The sequence below is a fragment of the Serratia sp. CoH_122_TC_1 genome, assembly GCF_058191755.1.
The window spans coordinates 95,619-119,033 of the sequence record NZ_JBXWLA010000011.1; the positions used below are offsets into that span (position 1 = coordinate 95,619).

The 23,415-nt window shown below is 52.8% G+C and carries 23 protein-coding genes; 14 read left to right on the forward strand and 9 right to left on the reverse strand.

The genetic code is table 11. The annotated features are described in order from the left end of the window. Positions 1–146 precede the first annotated feature (146 nt). The 7 genes from cvpA to hisP all read left to right on the forward strand — a co-directional run bounded on the left by cvpA (position 147) and on the right by hisP (position 6,241). Positions 147–647, forward strand: a complete 501-nt coding sequence (gene cvpA / locus AC2FC2_RS15530; RefSeq protein WP_020827869.1) for a colicin V production protein — start codon at positions 147–149, stop codon at positions 645–647. Between the two features lie 21 nt (positions 648–668). Beyond that, a complete protein-coding gene (gene purF / locus AC2FC2_RS15535) occupies positions 669–2,186 on the forward strand; it encodes an amidophosphoribosyltransferase (RefSeq protein WP_265555653.1) in 1,518 nt (505 codons plus the stop codon). A 132-nt stretch (positions 2,187–2,318) separates the two neighbouring features. Then, positions 2,319–2,891 (forward strand): UbiX family flavin prenyltransferase, encoded by a 573-nt coding sequence (locus AC2FC2_RS15540; protein WP_490659493.1) that lies wholly within the window; start codon positions 2,319–2,321, stop codon positions 2,889–2,891. Between the two features lie 301 nt (positions 2,892–3,192). Continuing rightward, on the forward strand, positions 3,193–3,975 hold the full coding sequence (gene hisJ / locus AC2FC2_RS15545; protein WP_209638887.1) for a histidine ABC transporter substrate-binding protein HisJ: 783 nt from the start codon (positions 3,193–3,195) through the stop codon (positions 3,973–3,975). 85 nt (positions 3,976–4,060) lie between these two features. Further along, positions 4,061–4,747: a histidine ABC transporter permease HisQ gene (locus tag AC2FC2_RS15550; RefSeq protein ID WP_209638890.1), complete on the forward strand. Its 687-nt coding sequence runs from the start codon at positions 4,061–4,063 to the stop codon at positions 4,745–4,747. Beyond that, complete coding sequence (locus AC2FC2_RS15555; protein ID WP_209638892.1) at positions 4,744–5,448, forward strand: ABC transporter permease; 705 nt, start codon at positions 4,744–4,746, stop codon at positions 5,446–5,448. Before AC2FC2_RS15550 ends, AC2FC2_RS15555 begins: the two co-directional genes overlap by 4 nt. A gap of 19 nt (positions 5,449–5,467) precedes the next feature. Then, a complete protein-coding gene (gene hisP / locus AC2FC2_RS15560; RefSeq protein ID WP_209638894.1) occupies positions 5,468–6,241 on the forward strand; it encodes a histidine ABC transporter ATP-binding protein HisP in 774 nt (257 codons plus the stop codon). 41 nt (positions 6,242–6,282) lie between these two features. On the opposite strand, the gene AC2FC2_RS15565 is transcribed toward hisP, so the two are convergent. The 3 genes from AC2FC2_RS15565 to yfcG all read right to left on the reverse strand — a co-directional run bounded on the left by AC2FC2_RS15565 (position 6,283) and on the right by yfcG (position 8,329). Further along, entirely contained in the window at positions 6,283–7,197 is a 915-nt protein-coding gene (locus tag AC2FC2_RS15565) for a TIGR01777 family oxidoreductase (protein ID WP_209638896.1), read from the reverse strand. 26 nt (positions 7,198–7,223) lie between these two features. Further along, positions 7,224–7,595 carry a dihydroneopterin triphosphate 2'-epimerase gene (folX, locus tag AC2FC2_RS15570; RefSeq protein WP_012146035.1) on the reverse strand — a complete coding sequence of 124 codons (372 nt, stop codon included), beginning with the start codon at positions 7,593–7,595 and terminating at the stop codon, positions 7,224–7,226. A 104-nt stretch (positions 7,596–7,699) separates the two neighbouring features. Continuing rightward, a complete protein-coding gene (gene yfcG / locus AC2FC2_RS15575) occupies positions 7,700–8,329 on the reverse strand; it encodes a GSH-dependent disulfide bond oxidoreductase (RefSeq protein WP_209638898.1) in 630 nt (209 codons plus the stop codon). A gap of 248 nt (positions 8,330–8,577) precedes the next feature. Here yfcG and yfcE point away from each other — a divergent pair, with 248 nt between their 5' ends. Next, on the forward strand, positions 8,578–9,129 hold the full coding sequence (yfcE, locus tag AC2FC2_RS15580; RefSeq protein WP_209638900.1) for a phosphodiesterase: 552 nt from the start codon (positions 8,578–8,580) through the stop codon (positions 9,127–9,129). Positions 9,130–9,219: 90 nt separating this feature from the next. After that, a complete protein-coding gene (yfcD, locus tag AC2FC2_RS15585; protein ID WP_209638902.1) occupies positions 9,220–9,777 on the forward strand; it encodes an NUDIX hydrolase YfcD in 558 nt (185 codons plus the stop codon). Positions 9,778–9,831: 54 nt separating this feature from the next. Here the strand turns inward: yfcD and metC are convergent, their stop codons facing one another. Both metC and AC2FC2_RS15595 read right to left on the reverse strand, forming a co-directional pair. Next, entirely contained in the window at positions 9,832–11,019 is a 1,188-nt protein-coding gene (gene metC / locus AC2FC2_RS15590; protein ID WP_416221885.1) for a cystathionine beta-lyase, read from the reverse strand. Positions 11,020–11,070: 51 nt separating this feature from the next. Continuing rightward, a complete protein-coding gene (locus AC2FC2_RS15595; RefSeq protein WP_404759217.1) occupies positions 11,071–12,321 on the reverse strand; it encodes a dicarboxylate/amino acid:cation symporter in 1,251 nt (416 codons plus the stop codon). Positions 12,322–12,541: 220 nt separating this feature from the next. Here AC2FC2_RS15595 and AC2FC2_RS15600 point away from each other — a divergent pair, with 220 nt between their 5' ends. Further along, positions 12,542–13,480 carry a LysR family transcriptional regulator gene (locus AC2FC2_RS15600; RefSeq protein ID WP_265555661.1) on the forward strand — a complete coding sequence of 313 codons (939 nt, stop codon included), beginning with the start codon at positions 12,542–12,544 and terminating at the stop codon, positions 13,478–13,480. Between the two features lie 138 nt (positions 13,481–13,618). Here the strand turns inward: AC2FC2_RS15600 and pta are convergent, their stop codons facing one another. Beyond that, positions 13,619–15,781: a phosphate acetyltransferase gene (pta, locus tag AC2FC2_RS15605; RefSeq protein WP_209638908.1), complete on the reverse strand. Its 2,163-nt coding sequence runs from the start codon at positions 15,779–15,781 to the stop codon at positions 13,619–13,621. 152 nt (positions 15,782–15,933) lie between these two features. Beyond that, a complete protein-coding gene (ackA, locus tag AC2FC2_RS15610) occupies positions 15,934–17,136 on the reverse strand; it encodes an acetate kinase (RefSeq protein WP_209638911.1) in 1,203 nt (400 codons plus the stop codon). A 355-nt stretch (positions 17,137–17,491) separates the two neighbouring features. On the opposite strand from ackA, the gene yfbV reads away from it, so the two are divergent. The 4 genes from yfbV to AC2FC2_RS15630 all read left to right on the forward strand — a co-directional run bounded on the left by yfbV (position 17,492) and on the right by AC2FC2_RS15630 (position 21,198). Further along, the gene (gene yfbV, locus AC2FC2_RS15615; protein ID WP_209638913.1) at positions 17,492–17,947 is read left to right on the forward strand and encodes a terminus macrodomain insulation protein YfbV; all 456 of its coding nucleotides are present in this window, start codon (positions 17,492–17,494) and stop codon (positions 17,945–17,947) included. A gap of 147 nt (positions 17,948–18,094) precedes the next feature. After that, positions 18,095–18,589: a YfbU family protein gene (locus tag AC2FC2_RS15620; RefSeq protein WP_037421009.1), complete on the forward strand. Its 495-nt coding sequence runs from the start codon at positions 18,095–18,097 to the stop codon at positions 18,587–18,589. A gap of 15 nt (positions 18,590–18,604) precedes the next feature. After that, on the forward strand, positions 18,605–19,261 hold the full coding sequence (locus AC2FC2_RS15625; RefSeq protein ID WP_265555668.1) for a sugar phosphatase: 657 nt from the start codon (positions 18,605–18,607) through the stop codon (positions 19,259–19,261). A 104-nt stretch (positions 19,262–19,365) separates the two neighbouring features. Then, entirely contained in the window at positions 19,366–21,198 is a 1,833-nt protein-coding gene (locus AC2FC2_RS15630) for an SLC13 family permease (protein WP_404759220.1), read from the forward strand. Between the two features lie 30 nt (positions 21,199–21,228). On the opposite strand, the gene yfbR is transcribed toward AC2FC2_RS15630, so the two are convergent. Together yfbR and AC2FC2_RS15640 are read right to left on the reverse strand one after the other, a co-directional pair. After that, entirely contained in the window at positions 21,229–21,828 is a 600-nt protein-coding gene (yfbR, locus tag AC2FC2_RS15635) for a 5'-deoxynucleotidase (RefSeq protein WP_037421003.1), read from the reverse strand. Between the two features lie 208 nt (positions 21,829–22,036). Then, positions 22,037–23,251, reverse strand: coding sequence for a pyridoxal phosphate-dependent aminotransferase (locus AC2FC2_RS15640; RefSeq protein ID WP_209638917.1), 1,215 nt, complete (start codon positions 23,249–23,251; stop codon positions 22,037–22,039). Between the last annotated feature and the right edge of the window lie 164 nt (positions 23,252–23,415).

Sequence of the window (23,415 nt, forward strand, 5' to 3'; positions counted from 1 at the left end):
AAACCCCTACGCAAACGTTTTCTTTTTCTGTTAGAATTCGCCGCGAATTGGATCACCCGTTAGATTTCATGTCGTATCAAGGCAGCCAACGCAGATGCGGTATGAAAGATGAAGGGGGCAGGGGCGATTCATTATTGGAATAGTTCATGGTCTGGATTGATTACGTCATTATAGCGGTGATTGGATTTTCGGCTCTGGTGAGCCTGATCCGAGGGTTTGTTCGCGAAGCATTGTCACTTGTGACATGGGGATGTGCGTTTTTTGTTGCCAGCCATTTCTACTCTTACCTTGCGGTCTACTTCACTCGTTTTGAAGATGAACTGGTGCGAAACGGTATCGCGATTGCAATCTTGTTTATTGCGACCCTGATCGTAGGAGCTATTGTTAACTATGTGATTAGCTCACTGGTAGAGAAAACCGGGTTATCAGGCACCGACCGGGTGCTGGGCGTCTGTTTCGGCGCACTGCGCGGCGTGTTGATCGTTTCGGCGATACTGTTTTTCCTGGATACCTTTACTGGTTTTTCACAAAGTGCCGATTGGAAACAGTCGCAGCTTATTCCCCAGTTCAGTTACATCATCAGGTGGTTCTTTGACTACCTGCAGAGCACGTCGAGTTTCTTACCGACCCATTTACCAGGGCGGTAGCGCTGATGAGGAAAAGACAACATGTGCGGTATTGTCGGTATCGCCGGTTTTATGCCGGTAAACCAGTCGATTTATGATGCGCTGACGGTGCTTCAGCACCGTGGCCAGGATGCCGCAGGCATCGTCACCATTGATGCCCATAACGGGTTCCGCCTGCGTAAAGCAAACGGTCTGGTGAAGGATGTGTTTGAGGCACGCCATATGCAGCGTTTGCAGGGCAACATGGGTATTGGCCATGTGCGTTACCCGACGGCTGGCAGCTCCAGTGCTTCAGAGGCTCAACCTTTCTATGTAAACTCACCGTTCGGCATTACGCTGGCACATAACGGCAATCTGACCAATGCCCATGAACTGCGCCAGACGTTGTTCGAAAGCGGTCGCCGCCATATCAACACCACATCCGACTCTGAGATTCTGCTGAACGTGTTGGCCAGTGAGCTGGACCGCTTCCAACACTATCCGCTGGAGTCCGACAACGTCTTCACTGCCGTTGCCGCCATGCATCAGCAGCTGCGTGGTGCTTACGCTTGTGTCGCGATGATCATCGGCCATGGCCTGTTGGCATTCCGTGACCCGCACGGCATCCGCCCGTTAGTCATCGGCAAACGCACGCTGGAAGATGGCCGTAATGAATATATGGTGGCTTCCGAAAGCGTGGCGCTGGATACGCTGGGCTTTGAGTTCTTGCGCGACGTGGCGCCGGGCGAAGCGGTGTATATCACCAATAAGGGCCAATTGTTCACGCGCCAGTGTGCAGAGAATCCGAAAACCAACCCATGCCTGTTCGAGTACGTTTATTTCGCTCGTCCTGACTCCTTTATGGACAAGATTTCGGTCTACAGCGCCCGTGTGCGTATGGGGCAGAAGCTGGGGGAGAAGATTGCTCGCGAGTGGGAAGATCTGGATATTGATGTCGTGATTCCGATCCCGGAAACCTCCTGCGATATCGCACTGGAGATCGCACGCATCCTGGATAAGCCGTACCGTCAAGGTTTCGTGAAGAATCGCTATGTCGGCCGTACCTTCATCATGCCGGGCCAACAGGCACGCCGTAAGTCGGTACGTCGTAAGCTGAACGCCAACCGTGCTGAATTCCGCGACAAGAATGTGCTGCTGGTGGATGACTCCATTGTGCGCGGCACGACCTCAGAGCAGATCGTCGAGATGGCGCGCGACGCTGGCGCCAAGCGGGTTTATCTGGCTTCCGCGGCACCGGAGGTTCGTTTCCCTAACGTCTATGGCATCGATATGCCGAGTGCCAATGAGCTGATTGCACATGGGCGTGAAGTGGATGAAATCCGCCAGATCATCGGTGCTGATGGCCTGATTTTCCAAGACCTGGACGATCTGATCGAAGCCGTGCGTGAAGAGAACCCGGATATCGTTCAGTTCGAATGCTCGGTATTTAACGGTATTTACGTCACCAAAGACGTCGATCAAAGCTATCTCGAGTATCTGGAATCGCTGCGTAACGACGACGCAAAAGAAATACGTGGTCAAACCGAAGCAGAAAATCTGGAAATGCATAACGAAGGTTAAACGCCTGCGTTGTGCTACCAAGGTGCACTGCGGCGTCTGTCGCAGTGCATTATCCCTCCCTGACTTGCTTATCCCTCGCCATTGCGGCAAAGTCTGCCTGATCTTATCTTTTTCGTGGCAGAGGCCAGTTTTATGAAACGACTCATCATCGGTATTTCCGGCGCCAGTGGCGCAATCTATGGCGTGCGCTTGCTGCAGGTATTACGCGACGTTGCAGAGGTGGAAACCCATTTGGTGATGAGCAACGCCGCGCGGCAAACGCTGTCGCTGGAAACACCGCTCAGCCTGCGTGAAGTGCAGGCGCTGGCCGATGTAGTGCATGATTCTCGCGATATTGGCGCCAGCATTTCGTCCGGTTCGTTCAAAACGGCAGGTATGGTGATTTTACCTTGTTCGATCAAAACGTTATCGGGTATCGCCAATAGCTATAGCGACGGTTTACTGACACGTGCTGCGGATGTGGTGCTGAAAGAGCGCCGCCGGTTAGTGTTGTGCGTGCGTGAAACGCCATTGCATATTGGCCACCTGCGGCTGATGACCCAGGCTGCGGAAATGGGGGCAGTCATTATGCCGCCAGTGCCGGCGTTTTATCACCGCCCTGAGAGTGTCGAAGACATTATCGATCAAACCGTAAACCGGGTGGTTGACCAATTTGACATTGAATTACCGAAGGATTTATTTGTCCGCTGGCAAGGCTCTAATTAACAAATTTCTCCCCAATTTGGTACATTTGTGCAACACCGCACTGATTTAGGGCGGCGCATGCACCATAATGATCCCACTTCATCACGTTCACTGTTTCAAGGCTTTGGTATTTATCCACTGCCCGTGGCGCGGCCAAGACTGGCCGATTTAATTTTGCAGTTATCGTCCCAGGAAACAGTTTTGTGAAGGCCGGAGCCGTTCCCTCCGCCTACAGCAACAAATGTGGCACGATTACTGCAAATTGATTTGGTGGAAAAGTAATGCCCGCAGTGGCATCAAAAAATCAATTTGAGGGTAATTTATGAAAAAGCTGGTTAAGGTTCTTCCTTTAGTCTTGGCTTTGAGCGCGGTAAGCAGCGCATTTGCCGCCGTACCATCGACGCTGAAGATAGGTACCGATCCGACCTATGCCCCCTTTGAGTCTAAAAATGCCAAAGGTGAGCTGGTCGGTTTTGATATCGATTTGGCCAAAGAGCTGTGCAAACGCATAAATACCCAATGTACCTTTGTGGAAAGCGATTTTGACGCGCTGATCCCTTCCCTGAAGGCGAAGAAAATTGACGCCATTATCTCTTCTCTGTCGATCACCGAAAAACGCCAGCAGGAAATTGCCTTCACCGACAAGCTGTATGCCGCTAACGCCCGTCTGATCGCGCCGAAAGGCTCGAAGCTGCTGCCTACCGTGGATGCGCTGAAAGGCAAAAGTATCGGCGTGCTGCAAGGTACCACTCAGGAAGCCTATGCCAACGCTATGTGGCAGCCTAAGGGCATTACCGTTGTGCCTTATCAGAACCAGGATCTGGTTTACGCCGACCTGGCATCTGGCCGTATTGATGCCGCTTTCCAGGACGAAGTGGCAGGCAGCGATGGCTTCCTGAAGCAGCCTCCAGGCAAAAACTACGCGTTTGCCGGTGAGTCGGTGAAGGATGACAAATTCTTTGGTGTCGGCACCGGTATGGGCTTGCGTAAGACAGATACCGAACTGAAGGCCGCATTAGATAAAGCCTTTGCCGACATGCGCAAAGACGGTACTTACGACAAGTTTGCGAAGAAATACTTCAACTTTGACGTCTACGGCGGGTAATTCCGCGCACCGTTCCATGTTGTGACTTCGGGGCCGGTCCACCGGCCCCGATGGTTCGGGATCCAATGACGACAGGGTGAAGTAAATGCTGCAAGGCTATTCCCAATTGATATTTGAGGGCGCTTTGGTGACGCTGGAGCTGGCCCTCAGTTCCGTAGTGCTGGCGGTGGTGATTGGTCTGATCGGCGCTGGCGGTAAACTTTCACATAACCCACTGATATCGATGATTTTCGGTGCTTACACTACGCTGATCCGCGGTGTACCCGATCTGGTGCTGATGCTGCTGATTTTCTACGGCCTTCAAATTGCGCTCAACAACCTCACCGAACTGCTTGGCTTCTCACAAATTGATATCGATCCGCTCAGCGCGGGGATCATTACCCTCGGGTTTATCTACGGTGCCTACTTCACTGAAACTTTCCGTGGTGCCTATATGGCCGTCCCGAAAGGGCAGATCGAAGCAGCAACCGCCTATGGTTTTTCCGGTTCGCAGATTTTCCGTCGCATTCTGTTCCCTGCGATGATGCGCTTCGCCCTGCCGGGCATCGGCAACAACTGGCAGGTGATCCTGAAGGCAACGGCACTGGTGTCTATTCTTGGTCTTAATGATGTGGTGAAAGCCACTCAGTTGGCCGGTAAAGGTACCTACCAACCGTTCTTCTTCGCGATTGTGGCTGGCGTGGTTTATCTGGTTTTCACCACGGTTTCCAACGGGGTGTTGCTGTGGCTTGAACGGCGTTACTCACTGGGCGTGAAGAGGGCCGAGCTATGATCGATATTTTGCACCAATACTGGCAATCGCTGCTCTGGAGCGACGGCTATCGTTTCACCGGTGTGGCGGTCACGCTGTGGCTGCTCATTGCGTCGGTGGTGATGGGCGGTCTGCTGGCCATTCCGATGGCGGTGGCGCGTGTCTCCTCCATCAAATGGGTCCGCTTCCCGGTATGGCTTTATACCTACGTATTCCGTGGTACACCGCTGTATGTGCAGTTACTGGTGTTCTATTCCGGTATGTACAGCCTGGAGATTGTGCGTGGCAGCGAGTTCCTCAATGCGTTCTTCCGCAGTGGGTTGAACTGCACCATTTTGGCGCTGACTCTCAACACCTGCGCGTACACCACCGAGATCTTCGCCGGGGCTATCCGTTCGGTGCCGCACGGTGAGATCGAGGCGGCCAACGCCTACGGTTTTTCCCGCTTTAAGATGTATCGCTGCATTATTTTGCCTTCGGCGTTACGGACCGCGTTGCCGGCCTACAGCAACGAAGTGATCTTGATGTTGCACTCCACCGCGCTGGCGTTTACCGCCACCGTACCGGACCTGCTGAAAATCGCACGCGACATTAATGCGGCGACCTATCAGCCGTTCTATGCCTTCGGGATCGCGGCGGTGCTGTATCTGATTATCTCTTACGTGTTAATCAGCCTGTTCCGCAAAGCGGAGAAGCGCTGGATGGCGCATGTTAGCCACTGATAAATGACGGGAAGAAACTATGTCTGAAAATAAATTAGCCGTCACTGAACTGCACAAGCGCTACGGTGACCATGAAGTGTTGAAAGGCGTATCTTTGGCGGCCAACGCCGGGGATGTGATTAGCATCATCGGATCTTCCGGCTCCGGTAAAAGTACCTTTTTGCGCTGCATTAACTTCCTGGAGAAACCGAGCGAAGGTTCTATCAGCCTGAACAACGAAGACATTCGTATGGTGCGTGACAAAGATGGCCAGTTGAAGGTGTTTGATAAGAAACAGCTGCAACTGCTGCGTACCCGCCTGACGATGGTGTTCCAGCACTTCAACCTGTGGAGCCACATGACGGTGTTGGAGAACGTGATGGAAGCACCGGTGCAAGTGTTGGGGCTGAGCAAGACGGAGGCGCGTGAGCGCGCTGTCCGCTATCTGGATAAAGTGGGCATCGACGAGCGTGCCCGCGGCAAATATCCTGTGCACTTGTCCGGCGGTCAACAGCAACGCGTGTCGATCGCCCGGGCATTGGCGATGGAACCAGAAGTCTTGCTGTTTGATGAACCGACGTCAGCCCTGGATCCTGAATTGGTTGGCGAAGTGCTGCGAATCATGCAGAAGCTGGCTGAAGAGGGTAAAACCATGGTGGTAGTGACACATGAAATGGAGTTTGCACGCCATGTGTCCAACCACGTGATTTTCCTGCATAAGGGGCTGATTGAAGAACAAGGTCCGCCGGCCGAGCTGTTTGGTAATCCGAAGAGTACCCGGTTGCAGCAGTTTCTTTCCGGCGCATTGAAATAGCCGTTTGGCGGGGCCGGATCTTTCTGGCCCCGTTCCGATCTTCAGCGATCGTCTTGCCGCTGATTGATAACATCATCCAAGGCTTGTTCCAATTCCAAAAAACGGAAGCTGAAACCGGCCTCTTCCAGACGTTTCGGCACTGCCCGTTGCCCGCCCAGCACCAATACCGCGGCTTCTCCCATCAATAAACGCAGGGCGAATGCCGGCACGCGTAAAAATGCCGGCCGATCGAGGACGTTAGCGAGTTGCGCGGTAAACTGCTCGTTGTGAACGGGATAAGGGGCGACCATATTGAACGGCCCTTGCAGGGTCTGGTGATCCAGTAAATAAATAATGCCGTTAATCATGTCATCCAGATGGATCCACGGCAGATATTGGCGACCCGTACCCATTGGCCCACCGAGCCCGATACGGAAGGGGGGCAGCATTTTCGCCAGTGCGCCGCCTTTGGCTGCCAAGACGACGCCGGTGCGCAGCAGACAGACGCGGGTGGCATTGCTTTGCGCTTGGAGCGCCAATGACTCCCAGCGTTGACACAGCATATGGGTGAATTCGTCGTGCGGAACTTCGTCTTCGGTAACGACGGCCTGGTCTTGATCGCCATAGTAGCCGGTTGCTGAGCCGGAAATTAGCACGCTGGGCGGCGTGCTGCTGGCGTTAATCAGCTTTGCCAACTGCTCGGTCAGATCCCAACGGCTGTGACACAGGCGTTCTTTCTGCGCCTTGCTCCAGCGCTTGTCGGCGATCGGCTCACCGGCCAGGTTAATCACGGCATCAAAGCCCTCCAGCGAGGACTTATCTTGCAGCGTTGACCAATAATCTACCTGTTCGCCAAACCGTTCACGCGCGTGCTGCACGTTGCGGCTTAACACCGTAATTTGGTGAGAAAGGCCCAGCAGCCGCTGCGTCAGGCTGCTCCCTATCAATCCTGTGGCGCCGGTGATCAGGATCCGCATGGTCGATTCTCCCTGAAGCTGTAGTTTCAGGCCCGGCGATAGCTCATGGTCATCGAAACCGAGTCGGCGTAGCGCAGAGCCAATAATTTATCTATTTCTACTTCAGCATAGGTTACCCAGGCGTGTTGTTTCACGATATCGAGCACATCCTGAGTTAATTTTTCCAGCAGAGCAAAGCGGTTATCTTCCACATGACGGATGATGGCTTTAGTGATGGTTCGGTAGTTAAGAGCATCGTCAATGTTTTCGCTGTCGCGCGCTTTATCCGCCGGGTAATGGATCACGACGTTAATCAGGATGTCCTGACGGTTGTTGATTTCTTCTTCCTTGATACCGATGAAAGTACGCAACCGCAGGTTTTTTATACGAATAATGGCGTCGGGTTGACTGAATGACATCAGAGAATCTCCACAGGTCTGATTATTTGCGCCCAGAATACACGGAAAGTAAGGAAAAGATAACGAGCCGGGGGAAACTCCCCGGAGGCCGGGGAGTTGGACATTTAGCCCTGCTCAGCCAGTTTGTAAGCCCGCTCGGTTGCTGGGCGGTTACTGATACGCTCGAACCAGTTACGCACTGCCGGGTAATCCGCCAGATCGATACGTTGACGGGGGTGTGACACGACCCAAGGGTAAGTCGCAATATCGGCGATGCTGTAGTTGTCACCGCCCAGGTACGGGTGCTTTTGCAGCTCGGCTTCCAGAACGGCATACAGGCGCTTGGTTTCCAGATGGTAACGTTCAATGGCGTAAGGGACGGGTTGTGGGGCGTAATGGTTGAAATGGTGATTCTGTCCAAGCATCGGCCCAAATCCGGCGACCTGCCAGAACAACCACTGCAGCGTAGCGGCGCGTTCACGTAGCCCTTTGCTTAATAGCTTGCCGGTTTTCTCAGCCAGATACAGCAGAATCTCACCGGACTCGAACAGGCTGATAGGGGCTCCGCCATCAACCGGCTGCTGGTCGACGATAGCAGGGATTTTGTTGTTGGGGGAAATGCTCAGAAATTCCGGCTTGAACTGATCGCCGGCGCTGATGTTTACGCGGTGGATACGGTAGGGTAAGCCAACCTCCTCCAGAAACAGGGTAATCTTGTGACCATTTGGAGTAGGCGCGTAATACAGGTCAATCATGTTGCCTCCTGCGGTAAGGTGATCTGTAAATCATTACACGGTGTTGCGGTCTTCGCCGCGCACAAAGGTATATCAAAGATCTTTCTATAGGATTACCTACAATAGCAGCTAAGAATAGCAGGCTATGTGAGATTCGTCTGATGCTATCTCCACAAGATGCCTCACAATTCTCCGCAGGTAAATCTGCGGTTTGCCGTGCACTGGCGGCGCGCTAAAATAGCGCTTATTTCCTTATTAAGGACAAGGTTATGAAGCTGATATTTGCCTCGGATATTCACGGTTCGCTCCCCGCCACCGAAAGCGTGCTGGATCGTTTTGAACAAAGCGGTGCTGACTGGCTGATTCTGCTGGGTGATTTGCTGAATCATGGGCCACGAAACGCGTTACCCGCGGGATATCAGCCGGCGCAGGTTGCTGAACATTTGAATCGCTATAGCGACAAGATCATCGCCGTTCGCGGCAACTGTGATAGCGAAGTTGATCAGATGTTACTGTCATTTCCTATCACAGCGTCTTGGCAGCAGGTGCTATTGCAAAAAAGACGATTGTTTTTAACCCACGGTCACCTTTATCATCCTTCCGCACTGCCGCCGTTATCTGCCGGAGATGTGCTGGTCTATGGACACAGCCATTTGCCGCAGGCGGAACGGCAGGGGGATATTTACTGCTTTAATCCAGGGTCGGTCAGCATTCCGAAAGGGGGCTTTCCCGCCAGCTATGGCATACTGGAGGACGGCATTTTAAGTGTGGTCACGTTGGACAGCGGCAAGGCTGTTGCAGAGGTGGCATTAACGCACTAATTTATACACACACAATAAAAATCTTTGAAAAACACTCATTGATTAACCAGTGCGCGGGATGCATCGCGCCAAAATAGAAGGTTTTAGAGGATGGCGGAACAGGGTCAGGCTGCAGATACCGAGTGGGTTGATATCGTCGACGAGCAAAACGAAGTGATTGCTCAATCCAGTCGCCAACAGATGCGTGCTCAACGGCTACGTCATCGTGCTACCTATATTGTGGTGCATGATGGAATGGGAAAAATTCTGGTGCAACGTCGCACCGACATCAAAGACTTCTATCCGGGCTGGCTGGATGCCACTGCGGGTGGCGTAGTGCAAAGCGGGGAGAATGTGCTGGATTCCGCGCGCCGCGAGGCAGAAGAAGAGCTGGGTATTGCTGGCGTGCCTTTTGCCGAACATGGGCTGTTCTACTTCGAAGAAGAGCAGTGCAGGGTGTGGGGTGCACTGTTTAGCTGTGTTTCCCATGGCCCGTTTGCTTTGCAAGAAGAAGAAGTGGCCGAGGTGAGCTGGCTGACGCCGGAAGAAATCACCGCACGCTGTGACGAATTCACGCCCGACTCACTCAAAGCACTGTCGCTGTGGCTGACACGCAACAATGAGCAGGCCTATGGCAAGCCGCTACGCGATAGCGACGAAAATGCCTGATGGGCTTTTGCAATGAATAAGCCGGTCAGTCGACCGGCTTTTGTTTAACCTTGTTTATGCCAGCCGTGCAAAACCCGCTTCCAGATCGGCAATTAAATCTTCGATATTTTCAAGGCCAATGTGCACACGCACGAGTGTCCCGGTGAAATCTACTTTGCCGGCAGGGCGAATTTCGTTGAGTTCCTCAGGCTGGTTGGCCAAGATCAGTGATTCAAACCCGCCCCACGAATACGCCATGCTGAAGTGCTCAAAATTATCCAGATAATGGGCAACCTGTTCATCGGTTAACCGCTGTTTAAGCACAAAAGAAAACAATCCGCAGCTGCCGGTGAAATCCCGCTGATAGTATTCGTGCCCTTTACAGGAAGGGAGTGCCGGATGATTGACTTGCGCCACCTCGGGGCGATTAGCCAGCCATTTTGCGACGGCGATACTGCTTACCTCGTGTTGCTTTAATCGTACGCCCAACGTTCTCAATCCCCGGCTGCCAACATAGGCTGTATCGGCATCGGCCATTTGCCCCATGAGATAAGAATTCTCGCGCAGTTGATCCCAACAGCGTGCATTTGATACCGCAGTGCCTAACATGGCATCGGAATGACCAATGATATATTTGGTCCCGGCCTGAATAGAAATATCCACGCCGAAATCCAGCGCTTTAAATAAGATGCCTGCAGCCCAGGTATTATCAATCATGATTACAATATCAGGATTAACCGCGCGGATAGCCTTTACCATGCCGGGGACATCTTGAACCTCCATGGTGATGGAGCTCGGTGACTCAAGAAATACCACTTTGGTATTTGGCTGAATAAGGTCGACAATGCCAGCGCTTATCAGTGGATCATAATATGTCGTCGCCACACCCAAGCGTGCTAATACCTTATTACAGAAATCCTGTGTGGGCTCATAAGCTGCCCCAGTCATCAGAATATGATCGCCATTGGCGACAAAGGCCAAAATGGCATTGGTCACTGCGGCAGCCCCGCAGGGGTAAAGAGAGCATCCTGCGCCACCCTCTAACTCCGTCATGGCGTCCTGGAATGAAAAATGTGTCAGGGTACCTCGGCGACCATAGAATAACTCACCTTTGGCACGGTTTGCCGTGGCCTGTTTTTTCGCTTTAACTGAGCTGAAAATTAATGAGGATGCGCGCTGTATTACCGAGTTTACCGAACCCTGGGTAAATTTCGGTTTGCGACCCGCAGTGACCAAGGCAGTTTCTATTTTTTTAGACGTCATAATTTACCTGCTTATTATCGATTATTAATCCAATGGGTAACGAAGGGGGTTCTATAAAGCGCTTTCTTCTTTTATTAGGGGAACATTTGTCTGATGCGCGGTAACTGCCGATTTCTTGCCAGAAAAACGTTCAACAATCTGCGCGGCATTTAAATCATGGATGACGTTGATTAAGGTGGCGGGGGCATCGGTAATGGTACCGAGAACCACCAACATCGGAATGGTTTCCAACGGGAGCCCCAGTGTCGTCACAATGAAAATTTCGCCAAGGAATGCTCCGCCAGGTACGCCGCCAACAATAATCGCCGAAAGTACAGAGATAAGCATGGTCAGTAAGAAGGTCTCCATCGTGAAGTCCAACCCCAACACGGCAAAGATGAAGACGATTTTCAATGCGGCAATCATCGCCACACCGCCTTTATTCAGGTTTACCAACAGGGGCAAGGCAATATCGACGATTTCCGGATCGATACCCATGGCTTTACCGGCGCGAATACTGACGGGCAACGTTCCTAGAGAAGAGCAGGTTCCCAATGCCGTTGCTGAAGGCTCGATGGCATTTTTCCAGAATGCGCGTACCGCAGGGACGCCGCCGCCAATCCAGGAGTAAAAAATGGAACCGAACACGAAATACAGCAGTGTTGCCAGGAAAAACAGGCCAATAGCGCGGGCAAAGGTGATCAGTAGTTGTGAGTCCTGGCTTGCCATGGTTGAAGCAAAATAACAGCCTAAACCGACGGGGGCCGCTTTCATGATGATGGACACAATCTTCATGATTACTGCATTCAGATCGTTTAACGAGTTGGAAATCCGTTTGCCTTGCTCACCGGATTGCCCAATGGCGATCCCGGCGATAACCGACATGATAATCAACGCCAGAATGTTGGATTTGGACAATAACCCAACAAAGTCATTGGCGGTAACCATGCTGACAAAATCCATCTCACCGCCCCCGGCGTTGAACTTTTCCGTCAGCTCAATCACCACGCCCTGTGCCGGATCAAACAGCGTTGCCAAACCCACAATACCTGCCGCCGGTATCAGCGCCATCATAATGGAAACGGCGAAGATAATTCCCATGATGCGGCCGAGTTTCTTCAGGTCCGTCATACCTGCAATTGATGACATAACGCTAACGCTGACCAAAGGGACAATTATCATAAATAATAAATTCAGGAATATTTTGCCTATAGCCTGTAATTTCAACGCTATCTCAGGTGCATAGATACCTAATGCTCCCCCCAGTGTTAATGCGAGCAATAGAATAAGTGAGGATCGGTAAGGCTCTAAATGTTTCCACATATTGATTCCTTTTTCATCATTTTTTCACGTGTGACTGAAGTCACTTTTTTATTGGCTATTTTTATTGATTATTTATTTTGTGATTGCGATCACCCTTTGGTGCTGTATTTAAAATTAAAAACGGATAATGTTTCTGTTGTTAATAATTACATTTTATTTCAATCAATGTAATGCGCCATTCGTACCATTTAATGAAATCACTCGTGAACGAAAGGAAAAAATGAGCAATCCGGCTTCGTTAAAACAACTAGAGATCCTGGTCAAGATCGTCGAGTGTGGTGGGTTATCGGAAGCCGCAGTTCAGCTGAATGTCTCGCCGTCTGCGGTGAGCAAAAGCCTATCGCAGCTGGAAAATCAATTAGGGACAACGTTACTGAAAAGAACAACGCGGAGTTTTACCCTTACCGAGCCCGGGCAGTATTTATACAATAGAGCAACGCAACTGTTGTTGGATTTTGATGAATCAATAAATACAACGGCAGGTTACTATAATCACCCTCAAGGGGAATTAAGGATAACCTGTTCTATAGCCTTTGGTTATACACACTTAGTGACACTGGTTAATCATTTTCGCAAGAATTGTCCTGATGTTGATTTTCATATCGATCTTAATGATAACTTTGTTAATCTTAATGAAGTCAATGTTGATATTGCATTGCGGGTGTCTTCGTCCCCTCCTGATAATTATGCCATGCGTAAATTGGCGACTATTAACTGGGCCTATTGCGCCAGTCCTAATTACCTCAGAAAATATGGGAAACCCAAATCCGTTCAAGAGTTAACTCGGCATCATTGCCTTATTTATCCGGGTTTAACCCCGAGAGAAAGGTGTATCGATGAGCAGGGCGTGACGCACCAGTTAAAAAAACGAACGCCTATTCAAGCAAACAGCAGCCTGGTGCTACTCAAGTCAGCTATTGAAGATCAGGGAATTGCCTATCTCCCGACCTATTTGTTAAGTGATTCTATACAACAGGGAGCCCTGGTCCCTTTGGCACTGGATGGCGAATTGACTCACGACACCCATGCTCTCTATGCCCTCTATTTTCCCAGCAGATATAGCAATCCGAAGGTGCGTTCATTTATCGACTATCTGTTGGATGAGCTCCAGCCGATCCCCGTCTGGGATAGCTGGATGAGCGAGTTCTCGACGCATTAAAACCGGACGCCGCAATGAGAAGCATGTTTTGGCGCACAGGAGAGGGACTTTATGAAGAGGGGGGAAACTGCAGTAAGCGGTGTGGAAAAGAAAAAGCCGGTCAATTGACCGGCTTTTTATCTGATAATTCAGGAATTATCAGGCTTTGGCTGCTGCCGCATCAGCCTGGGAAGACTGGATGGCGGTCAGTGCGACGGTGTAAACGATGTCGTCTACCAGCGCGCCACGGGACAGGTCGTTCACCGGTTTGCGCATGCCTTGCAGCATTGGCCCGATGGACACCAGATCCGCAGAACGTTGTACTGCCTTGTAAGTGGTATTACCGGTGTTCAGGTCTGGGAAGATGAACACGGTAGCCTGGCCTGCAACCGGTGAGTTAGGGGCTTTGGACTTGGCTACGTCGGCCATGATGGCTGCGTCGTACTGCAGTGGGCCATCGATGATCAGGTCAGGACGTTTTTCCTGTGCCAGACGCGTCGCTTCACGCACTTTCTCAACGTCGCTACCCGCACCGGAGTTACCGGTAGAGTAGGAGATCATGGCGACGCGTGGTTCGATACCGAAGGCGGCAGCGGAGTCTGCTGACTGAATAGCGATCTCAGACAGTTGCTCTGCCGTTGGATCCGGGTTGATCGCGCAGTCGCCGTAAACCAGAACCTGGTCAGGCAGCAGCATGAAGAACACGGAAGACACCAGTGAACTGCCCGGTGCGGTTTTGATCAACTGCAACGGTGGACGGATGGTGTTGGCGGTGGTGTGAACCGCGCCAGAAACCAGGCCGTCGACTTCGCCTTTCTCCAGCATCAGCGTACCGAGAACGACGTTGTCTTCCAGTTGCTCACGAGCAACCACTTCGGTCATACCTTTGCTTTTACGCAGTTCAACCAGACGTGGCACGTATTGTTCGCGAACGGCGACGGGATCAACAATCTCGATACCTTTGCCCAATTCAACGCCTTGAGCGGCTGCGACACGCTGGATCTCTTCTGGGTTACCCAAAAGCACGCATTCTGCGATACCGCGTTCGGCACAGATGGCTGCTGCTTTCACGGTACGAGGCTCGTCGCCTTCAGGCAGCACGATGCGTTTGCCGGCTTTACGCGCCAGTTCGGTCAGCTCGTAACGGAATGCTGGCGGAGACAGGCGGCGTGAACGTTCGGAGGTTGCCGTCAGTGATTCGATCCACTCGGCGTTGATGTGGCTGGCCACGTAGTTCTGCACTTTCTCGATGCGCTGATGGTCATCTGCCGGCACTTCGAGGTTGAAGCTTTGCAGGCTCAGCGAGGTCTGCCAGGTGTTGGTGTCGACCATAAATACCGGCAGGCCGGTTTGGAAAGCACGTTCACACAGTTTTCTGATCGGTTCGTCGATGGCATAGCCACCGGTCAGCAGAATGGCGCCGATTTCTACGCCGTTCATGGCTGCCAGACAGGCGGAAACCAATACGTCAGGGCGGTCCGCTGAGGTGACCAGCAGTGAGCCTGGACGGAAGTGTTCCAGCATGTGCGGGATACTGCGCGCGCAGAAGGTCACAGACTTCACGCGGCGGGTCATGATGTCGCCTTCATTGACCACGGTGGCCTTCAGGTGACGAGCCATATCGATAGCACGGGTCGCAATCAGATCGAAGCTCCACGGCACGCAGCCCAATACTGGCAGCGGGCTGTTGGCAAACAGTTGCGCCGGCTCAACATGAGTGATGCTGGCCTTGGTGGAATCGTCGAAGATCTCGGACAGGTCAGGGCGGGTACGGCCTTGCTCATCAACAGGGGCGTTAAGCTTATTGATGATCACGCCGGTGATGTTTTTATTTTTGCTGCCGCCGAAGCTGCTGCGAGCCAGCTCAATGCGCTCTTTCAGCTGTGCTGGGGAATCGTTGCCCAGCGCCAGCACGAAGACGATTTCCGCATTCAGCGTTTTGGCAATTTCATAGTTCAGCGCATTGGCGAACTGGTGCTTACGGGTCGGTACCAGGCCCTCGATCAACACCACTTCTGCATCTTTGGTGTTTTCGTGGTAGCGAGCCACGATTTCTTCCATCAGCACGTCTTGCTGGTTGGAGCTCAGCAGGCCTTCAACGTAGCTCATACGCAGCGGTTCAGCGGCTGTAATCGTGGAGTTGCTGCTACGGATGATGGTGGTGGTCTGGTCAAGCGAGTCGCCGCCAGTGCGTGGCTGAGCGATAGGTTTGAACACGCTCAGGCTAACGCCTTTTTGTTCCATGGAGCGGATGACACCCAGGCTGACGCTGGTCAGGCCGACGCTGGTGCCAGTGGGGATCAACATAATTGTACGTGACACAGAATAGTCCTCTTCACGATTTGACATGAGGCTATAGCCAAAATAGTTGAAGTTGCAGCCAGACGGCAAACGCGTGCAGTCAATGTGGCTGCGGCTTCAAGTATGAAGGCTAAAACAGCACCGCCAGCCTGGGCTGACGGTGTCGGAAAGCATTACGCGGTCAGACGGGATGCGTCTTGCGCGATGACCAATTCTTCGTTGGTCGGGATAACCAGCGCCAGGCGGCTGCCGTCTTTGGTGATGGCACCGGATTTACCGAAACGCGCAGCCATGTTGCGCTCGTGGTCAATCTCGAAGCCCAGCAGGCCCAGTTTGTCCAGGGTCAGCTCACGCACCATGCCGGCGTTTTCACCGATACCGCCAGTGAAGATCACCGCGTCCAGACGGCCATCCATCAATGCGCTGTATGCGCCGATGTACTTGGCCAGACGGTGGCAGAATACGTCCATTGCACGCTTGGCGTCGGCTTTGGTTTCGTAGTTGTCTTCGACATAACGGCAGTCGCTGGTGACTTCGGTCAGGCCCAGCAGGCCGGATTCTTTGGTCAGCATTTTGTTGATTTGATCAACGCTCATGCCCAGTGCGTCATGCAGGTGGAAGATGATAGCTGGATCGATGTCACCGCTACGGGTGCCCATGACCAGGCCTTCCAGCGGGGTCAGACCCATGGAGGTATCAACACATTTACCGTTGCGCACTGCAGTTACAGAACCGCCGTTGCCCAGGTGGCAAGTGATCAGGTTAACTTCTTCAACGGGCTTGTTCAGCGCTTTTGCCGCTTCTTGAGTGACATAGAAGTGGCTGGTGCCGTGTGCGCCATAGCGACGAACGCTGTGGTCACGGTACAGGCTGTACGGCAGGGCGTACAGGTAGGATTCTTCCGGCATGGTCTGGTGGAATGCCGTGTCGAACACTGCCACGTTTTTATCAGCCAGTTTAGGGAAGGATTTCAAGGCTTCAGCGATACCGATCAGGTGTGCTGGGTTATGCAGTGGTGCAAAAGGTACTGCATCTTTGATACCCTGCAGGACATCGTCATTGATTACAGCAGAAGCGGTAAACTTCTCGCCGCCGTGCACAATACGGTGGCCGATAGCGGTCAGCTGTGCTGAAAGCTCCGGTTTTTGTGCCAGAATAGTATTAACAATGTAGTTCAGTGCTTCGCTGTGCGCAGCGCCGGCACCCAGAGCAGCTTCATGTTTGGCGCCGTCCATCTTCCACTTGAGGCGAGCCTCAGGCAGGTGGAAACATTCGGCTAAGCCGGAGAGGTGTTCTTCACCGTTGACAGAATCGATGATAGCGAATTTCAGGGAAGAACTGCCGCAGTTAAGGACCAGTACTAGCTTACTCGACATGGAAGTACCTACTTAAATAGTTCGTGTTGTTAAAGGAAATACCAAAACACGTGGTGAATTAATCGTCAATCAGACAACAAGCGTAGCGCATAATGCCGTTGACATTTATGATTAACATCATGTGAATTGCACAAACCACATGACGATGAAAAAACCGATGATTTCTCTGCGGTTTAAGTAATCTTGATTTTTATAGGGCTAAAAGTTGACAGAATTCTTGTCATCTTCTACCGGCCAAAAGGCCGGCTTAGGATACCGATAGCCTGAGGCAAACACAAAATAAATTTAAAGCTTCAAATTTTTTAGTATTGTGTTTGCCGTGCCCTTATTTTTCTTTGTGACGTTGAGGTACGCGATGACGAGCAAACCGTCCGGTTCCGTAAGCTGGTTTCAGGTATTCCAGCGCGGGCAGCATTACATGAAAACCTGGCCGTCAGACAAACGTCTGGCTCCGGTCTTTCCGGAGAATCGCGTTGCGAGTGCCACCCGTTTTGCCGTCCGCTTCATGCCGCCGCTGGCGGTGTTTACCCTGACCTGGCAGATTGCCCTTGGGGGGCAGTTGGGGCCGGCCATTGCCACGGCGTTGTTCGCCTGTAGCATGCCGATGCAAGGCTTGTGGTGGTTGGGGCGTCGTTCGATCACGCCATTGCCGCCAACGTTGTTGCAGTGGTACCACGAGGTACGCAATAAGTTAACGGAGGCTGGCCAGGCTGTGGCGCCGGTAGAAGGCACACCAACGTACCAGGCTCTGGCCGACCTGTTGAAGCGCGCCTTCAAGCAGTTGGATAAAACCTTCCTGGATGACCTGTAACATCAAAAAGGGCCGCATTCTTCAGCGGCCTTTTTACTGCGGTGACGAATAACCCCCGTTCAAATCAAAGAACCGGCGAGTTGTGATTTCCTGTGATATTGCGCTGTGCGATGCTTCCGTCATAAGCAATTTATCGAGGAAATTACGATGGAAATGACCCACGCCCAACGGCTAATCCTGTCCAACCAATACAAGATGATGACTCTGCTCGATCCGGATAACGCCGAACGTTACCGTCGCCTGCAGACCATCATTGAACGGGGGTTCGGTCTGCAGATGCGCGAGCTGGACCGCGATTTTGGTGAGATGAGCGAAGACGTGTGCCGCACCATTATTAATGTGATGGAAATGCACCATGCATTGCAGGTTTCCTGGGATAACCTGAAGGAAAAGCAGGGGATTGAAGCACGTCGGCTGGCGTTTCTCGGTTTTGACGCTGCCACCGAGGCTCGTCATTTGAGCTACGTGCGTTTCCTTGTTAATACCGAAGGACGTTATACTCATTTCGATTCCGGCAGCCACGGCTTTAACGCCCAAACCAAAATGTGGGAAAAGTACCAGCGTATGCTGGCGATCTGGCTGTCATGCCCACGTCAGTATCATTTGAGCGCCGTTGAGATAGCGCAAATTATTAATGCCTGAATAAAGAGGTTTCCTGTGGAGTGTAAGGGTTTTCTGTTCGATCTTGATGGGACGTTGGTGGATTCGCTGCCGGCGGTAGAGCGCGCCTGGATCAATTGGGCCACACGCCGTGGCATTAATCCGCAGGACGTACTGGATTTTATTCACGGTAAACAGGCCATTACCTCGTTGCGTCACTTTATGCCGGGTGAAAGTGAGGCTGCCATTCAGCAAGAGTTCCTGCTGTTGGAACAAGTAGAAGCGCAGGACACCGATGGTGTGACTGCCTTGCCAGGGGCCGCGGCGTTGCTGGCGCGGTTGGATCAACTCGATATCCCGTGGGCGATCGTTACCTCCGGCTCGATCCCGGTGGCGACCGCTCGCCGCCGCGCGGGTGGTTTGCCGGAACCTGACGTTTTCATTACTGCCGAACAGGTAAAACATGGCAAACCGCAGCCGGATGCGTATCTGCTGGGTGCCGAACGTCTCGGGTTGGCGCCGCAGGATTGCGTCGTGGTTGAAGACGCCGCCGCCGGTATTCTTTCTGGCTTGGCCGCGGGCTGCCAGGTGATTGCAGTCAATGCACCTGCCGATGCGCCAAAGCGGGACCAGGTCGATCTGTTGCTGACTTCGCTTGAGCAGATTGCCGTAGACAAAACGGAACAGGGTGCAGAGATTCGTCAGGTAGCCTAACGCGACGTTCCCTATCTTCACCCTAATTGATTAGACCCCGCATCGGCGGGGTTTTTTTATGCTACTTTTTAAGCCCTTGGATATCTCTGCCGGATGAGGCCGTTTTGAACAGCGAATTACTGTGGGTGCTGAGTTTACTGTTGATTGCCATTGTGCTGTTTACCACCAATAAGCTGCGTATGGACGTTGTGGCGTTGTTGGTCATCATCGCCTTTGTGCTGAGCGGCACACTGTCCTTGTCTGAGGCGACGGTGGGGTTTAGCGACCCCAACGTGATTCTGATCGCTGCGCTGTTTGTGATCGGGGAGGGGTTGGTACGCACCGGTGTGGCTTATCAGGTGGGCGACTGGTTGGTGAAAGTTGCCGGTAGCAGTGAAACCAAGATGTTGATGTTGCTGATGGTCACCGTGGCGGGCCTGGGTGCGTTCATGAGCTCGACAGGCGTGGTGGCAATCTTTATTCCGGTGGTGCTGAGCGTCGCGGCACGGATGAAAATTGCCCCGGGCAGGTTGATGATGCCGCTGAGTTTTGCCGGTCTGATTAGCGGTATGATGACGCTGGTGGCGACGCCGCCTAACATGGTGGTGAACAGCGAATTGGTGCGTGAAGGCATTAGCGGCTTTGGCTTTTTCGGCGTGACGCCCGTCGGCTTGGCGGTATTGGTGCTGGGCGTGGGTTACATGCTGGTGGCCCGCCGCTGGCTGAGCAATGACGACGGTGATAAAACCCGGGAAACCTGGCACCGGCGTACTTTTCGCGATCTGATCCGTGACTACAAGCTGACGGGCAGGGCGCGCCGGCTGGCTATCCGTAACGGGTCTCCGCTGGTGGGGCGTTCGCTCGACGAAGTGCACCTGCGAGCCCGTTACGGTGCAAACGTGGTGGGGATTGAACGCTGGAAGCGCTTCCGGCGTGTGATGGTAAGCGCATCCGGCAGCACTGAACTGCGCGAAGGGGATGTGCTTTTGCTCGACATGTCGGACAGCCAGGTGGATCTCCGCGAGTTTTGCAGCGAGCAGCAACTGGAGCCGATGGTACTACGCGGCGATTATTTCTCCGAACAATCGCGCAACGTGGGTATGGCGGAAGTGTCGTTAATCCCCGATTCAACGCTATTGGGCAAAAGTTTGCGCGAATCTGCCTTTCGAAGCCGTTACGATCTGAACGTGGTCGGGATCCGTCGCAATGGTGTAACCCTGTCTGGCAAACTGGTGGATGAGCCCTTGGCATTGGGCGACATTTTGTTGGTGATCGGCGACTGGAAAGCGATTCGTCAACTGCAGGCGAAAACCCACGATTTTATCGTGCTCAATCTACCGGCCGAGGTCGACGAGGTCGCACCGGCGATCACCCAGGCTCCACACGCATTATTCTGTTTGGCGTTGATGGTGGCAATGATGCTGACTGACGAGATCCCAAACCCGATCGCCGCATTGATTGCCTGTTTACTGATGGGCAAGTTCCGCTGCATCGACATGGAAAGTGCCTATAAGTCGATCCACTGGCCGAGCATTATCTTGATTGTCGGCATGATGCCCTTTGCTCAGGCACTCCAGAAAACCGGTGGGGTGGATTTGATCGTCCGCGGATTGATGGACGTTGCCGGTGGTGCGGGGCCGCGGGTGATGCTGCTGTGCCTGTTTGCACTGTGCGCCACTATCGGGCTGTTTATCTCCAACACGGCGACTGCGGTACTGATGGCGCCGATAGCCATCGCGGCTGCGCGCGAAATGGGTGTTTCGCCGTATCCGTTCGCCATGATTATCGCCATTGCCGCGTCGGCTGCGTTTATGACGCCAGTTTCTTCGCCGGTAAATACGTTGGTGCTGGGGCCAGGGAACTATAAGTTTGGTGATTTTGTCCGCATGGGCGTGCCATTCACACTGCTGGTGATGTTGGTCAGCGTGATCATTGTGCCGTGGCTGTATGCCTTTTAATTAACGGCGCAGCGTGCTGCGCCATGAAGATTACAGAGAGGAGTCCAGGCTGATTTCATCCAGGGATAGGCTGAAGCTGGGAATAAACACGTTCATAAAATAATCCATCTCCGGGCTGCTGCGCTGCTGCAGGGTCTTTTCCAATCGGGCTTTCGCCAGCTTGAATTCGTTATTACCGGCAGACAATTCCTCCAGACATTTCAGGTAGGCACAGAGCGCATCTGCCTGCTTGACCACCAATTTTTCGTCTTCGGTATAATAGTGCTCGTCAAGAATAGAGCGGAAATCGTTGCGTAATTCGGCAGGAATCATATCCAGCAACTTCTGCTGAGCGATTTTTTCTATCTTCTTATATTCGTGGGCGATCTGCGGATTGTAATACTTGATAGGCGTCGGCATGTCACCCGTGATCACTTCGCTGGCATCATGATACATCGCCAGCAGGGCGACGCGATCGGCGCTCAGGTTGCCATTGAACTTTCTATTTTTAATCACGGCCAACGCATGGGCGACAAACGCCACCTGCAGACTGTGTTCGGAAACATTCTCGGTACGGACATTGCGCATCAGCGGCCAGCGATTAATCAGTTTCAAGCGGGACAGATGGGCAAAAAAGTGGCTCTGGCTCATGGTGCTCTCTTTTACAACGGCAAGTGAGGATTCCATTGTGAGCAGTGACGGCGGCTTATGCAAATATCCTTCATGCTTCACGTTGCCTCTTTGTTGGCTGCCTTCGCCCACTCCGGTCACATAGCTCTCTATGCTCCCGGACATGTGCTCAGTTGCCGCCTTGATACAACGCGAAGCATTTCGGCTATTACGAGAGTGCCGTTAATTTTTACTGGCGGTAGCCTTCGAGGAAGCGGCCCAGTTTACCCACTGCCATTTCCAACTCGTCGACACGCGGCAAGGTAACGATTCGTACATGATCCGGGTATGGCCAGTTGAAGGCGCTGCCTTGTACCAGCAGCACTTTTTCCTGCAGCAGCAGATCCAGGACCAATTTCTGGTCGTCGCGAATATTAAACCGCTTGGCGTCGATGCGAGGGAACATATACAGCGCACCCTGAGGCTTCACGCAGGAAACGCCGGGGATCTCGTTCAACAGTTCCCAGGTGCGGTTGCGCTGTTCATACAGGCGTCCGCCGGGCTGAATGAATTCGCTGATGCTCTGATAGCCACCCAGTGCCGTTTGGATCGCATGCTGCATTGGAACGTTGGCGCACAGGCGCATTGACGCCAGCATTTCCAACCCTTCGATGTAGCCCTTGGCGTGTTTCTTCGGCCCGTTCAGTACCATCCAACCCTGACGGAAACCGGCCACGCGATAGGTTTTAGACAGCCCGTTGAAGGTGACTGTCAGCAAATCCGGCGCCAGCGCGGCGATAGAGTGGTGCTCGGCTTCGTCATACAGGATTTTGTCGTAAATCTCATCGGAGAAGATAATCAGGTTGTGTTGACGGGCGATCTCAACAATCTGCTCCAGCAGTGCTTTGCTGTATACCGCGCCGGTCGGGTTATTCGGGTTGATGATCACGATACCGCGGGTGCGGGGGGTGATCTTGCTGATGATATCATCCAGATCTGGGAACCAGCCGGCTTCTTCATCACACAGATAATGCACGGCTTTACCACCGGACAGCGAGACGGCAGCAGTCCATAACGGATAATCCGGTGCCGGCACCAGCATTTCGTCGCCGCTGTTCAGCAACGCCTGCATCGATTGCACGATGAGCTCGGAAACCCCATTGCCGATGTAGATATCCTCAACGGTCATGTCACGTATGTTACGCGCCTGGTAGTGCTGCATGATCGCTTTACGTGCCGAGAAGAGCCCTTTGGAGTCAGAATAGCCTTGCGCCGTGGGCAGATTGCGGATCACGTCGACCAGGATTTCGTCAGGGGCGTCGAAACCAAACGGGGCAGGGTTGCCGATGTTCAGTTTCAGGACTTTATTGCCTTCTTCTTCAAGACGTTTAGCTTCTTTGAGCACCGGGCCGCGAATGTCATAGCAGACGTTGTCCAGTTTGTTGGATTTCTCAATGGGGGACATAAAAAGTTGAGCCTTTTGCTGGGATGGGGGCGTTCCTACCGTGGAACACCGCAACCTGCACAATGTACTCCTGGCGTTAGCGCTTTTGAAGGGTTGTGCACGCCTTTGGTGCAAACGAAGGGGGCTGAGGGCAATTTCAGGGGGTATAAACAACGCTAAAGTAA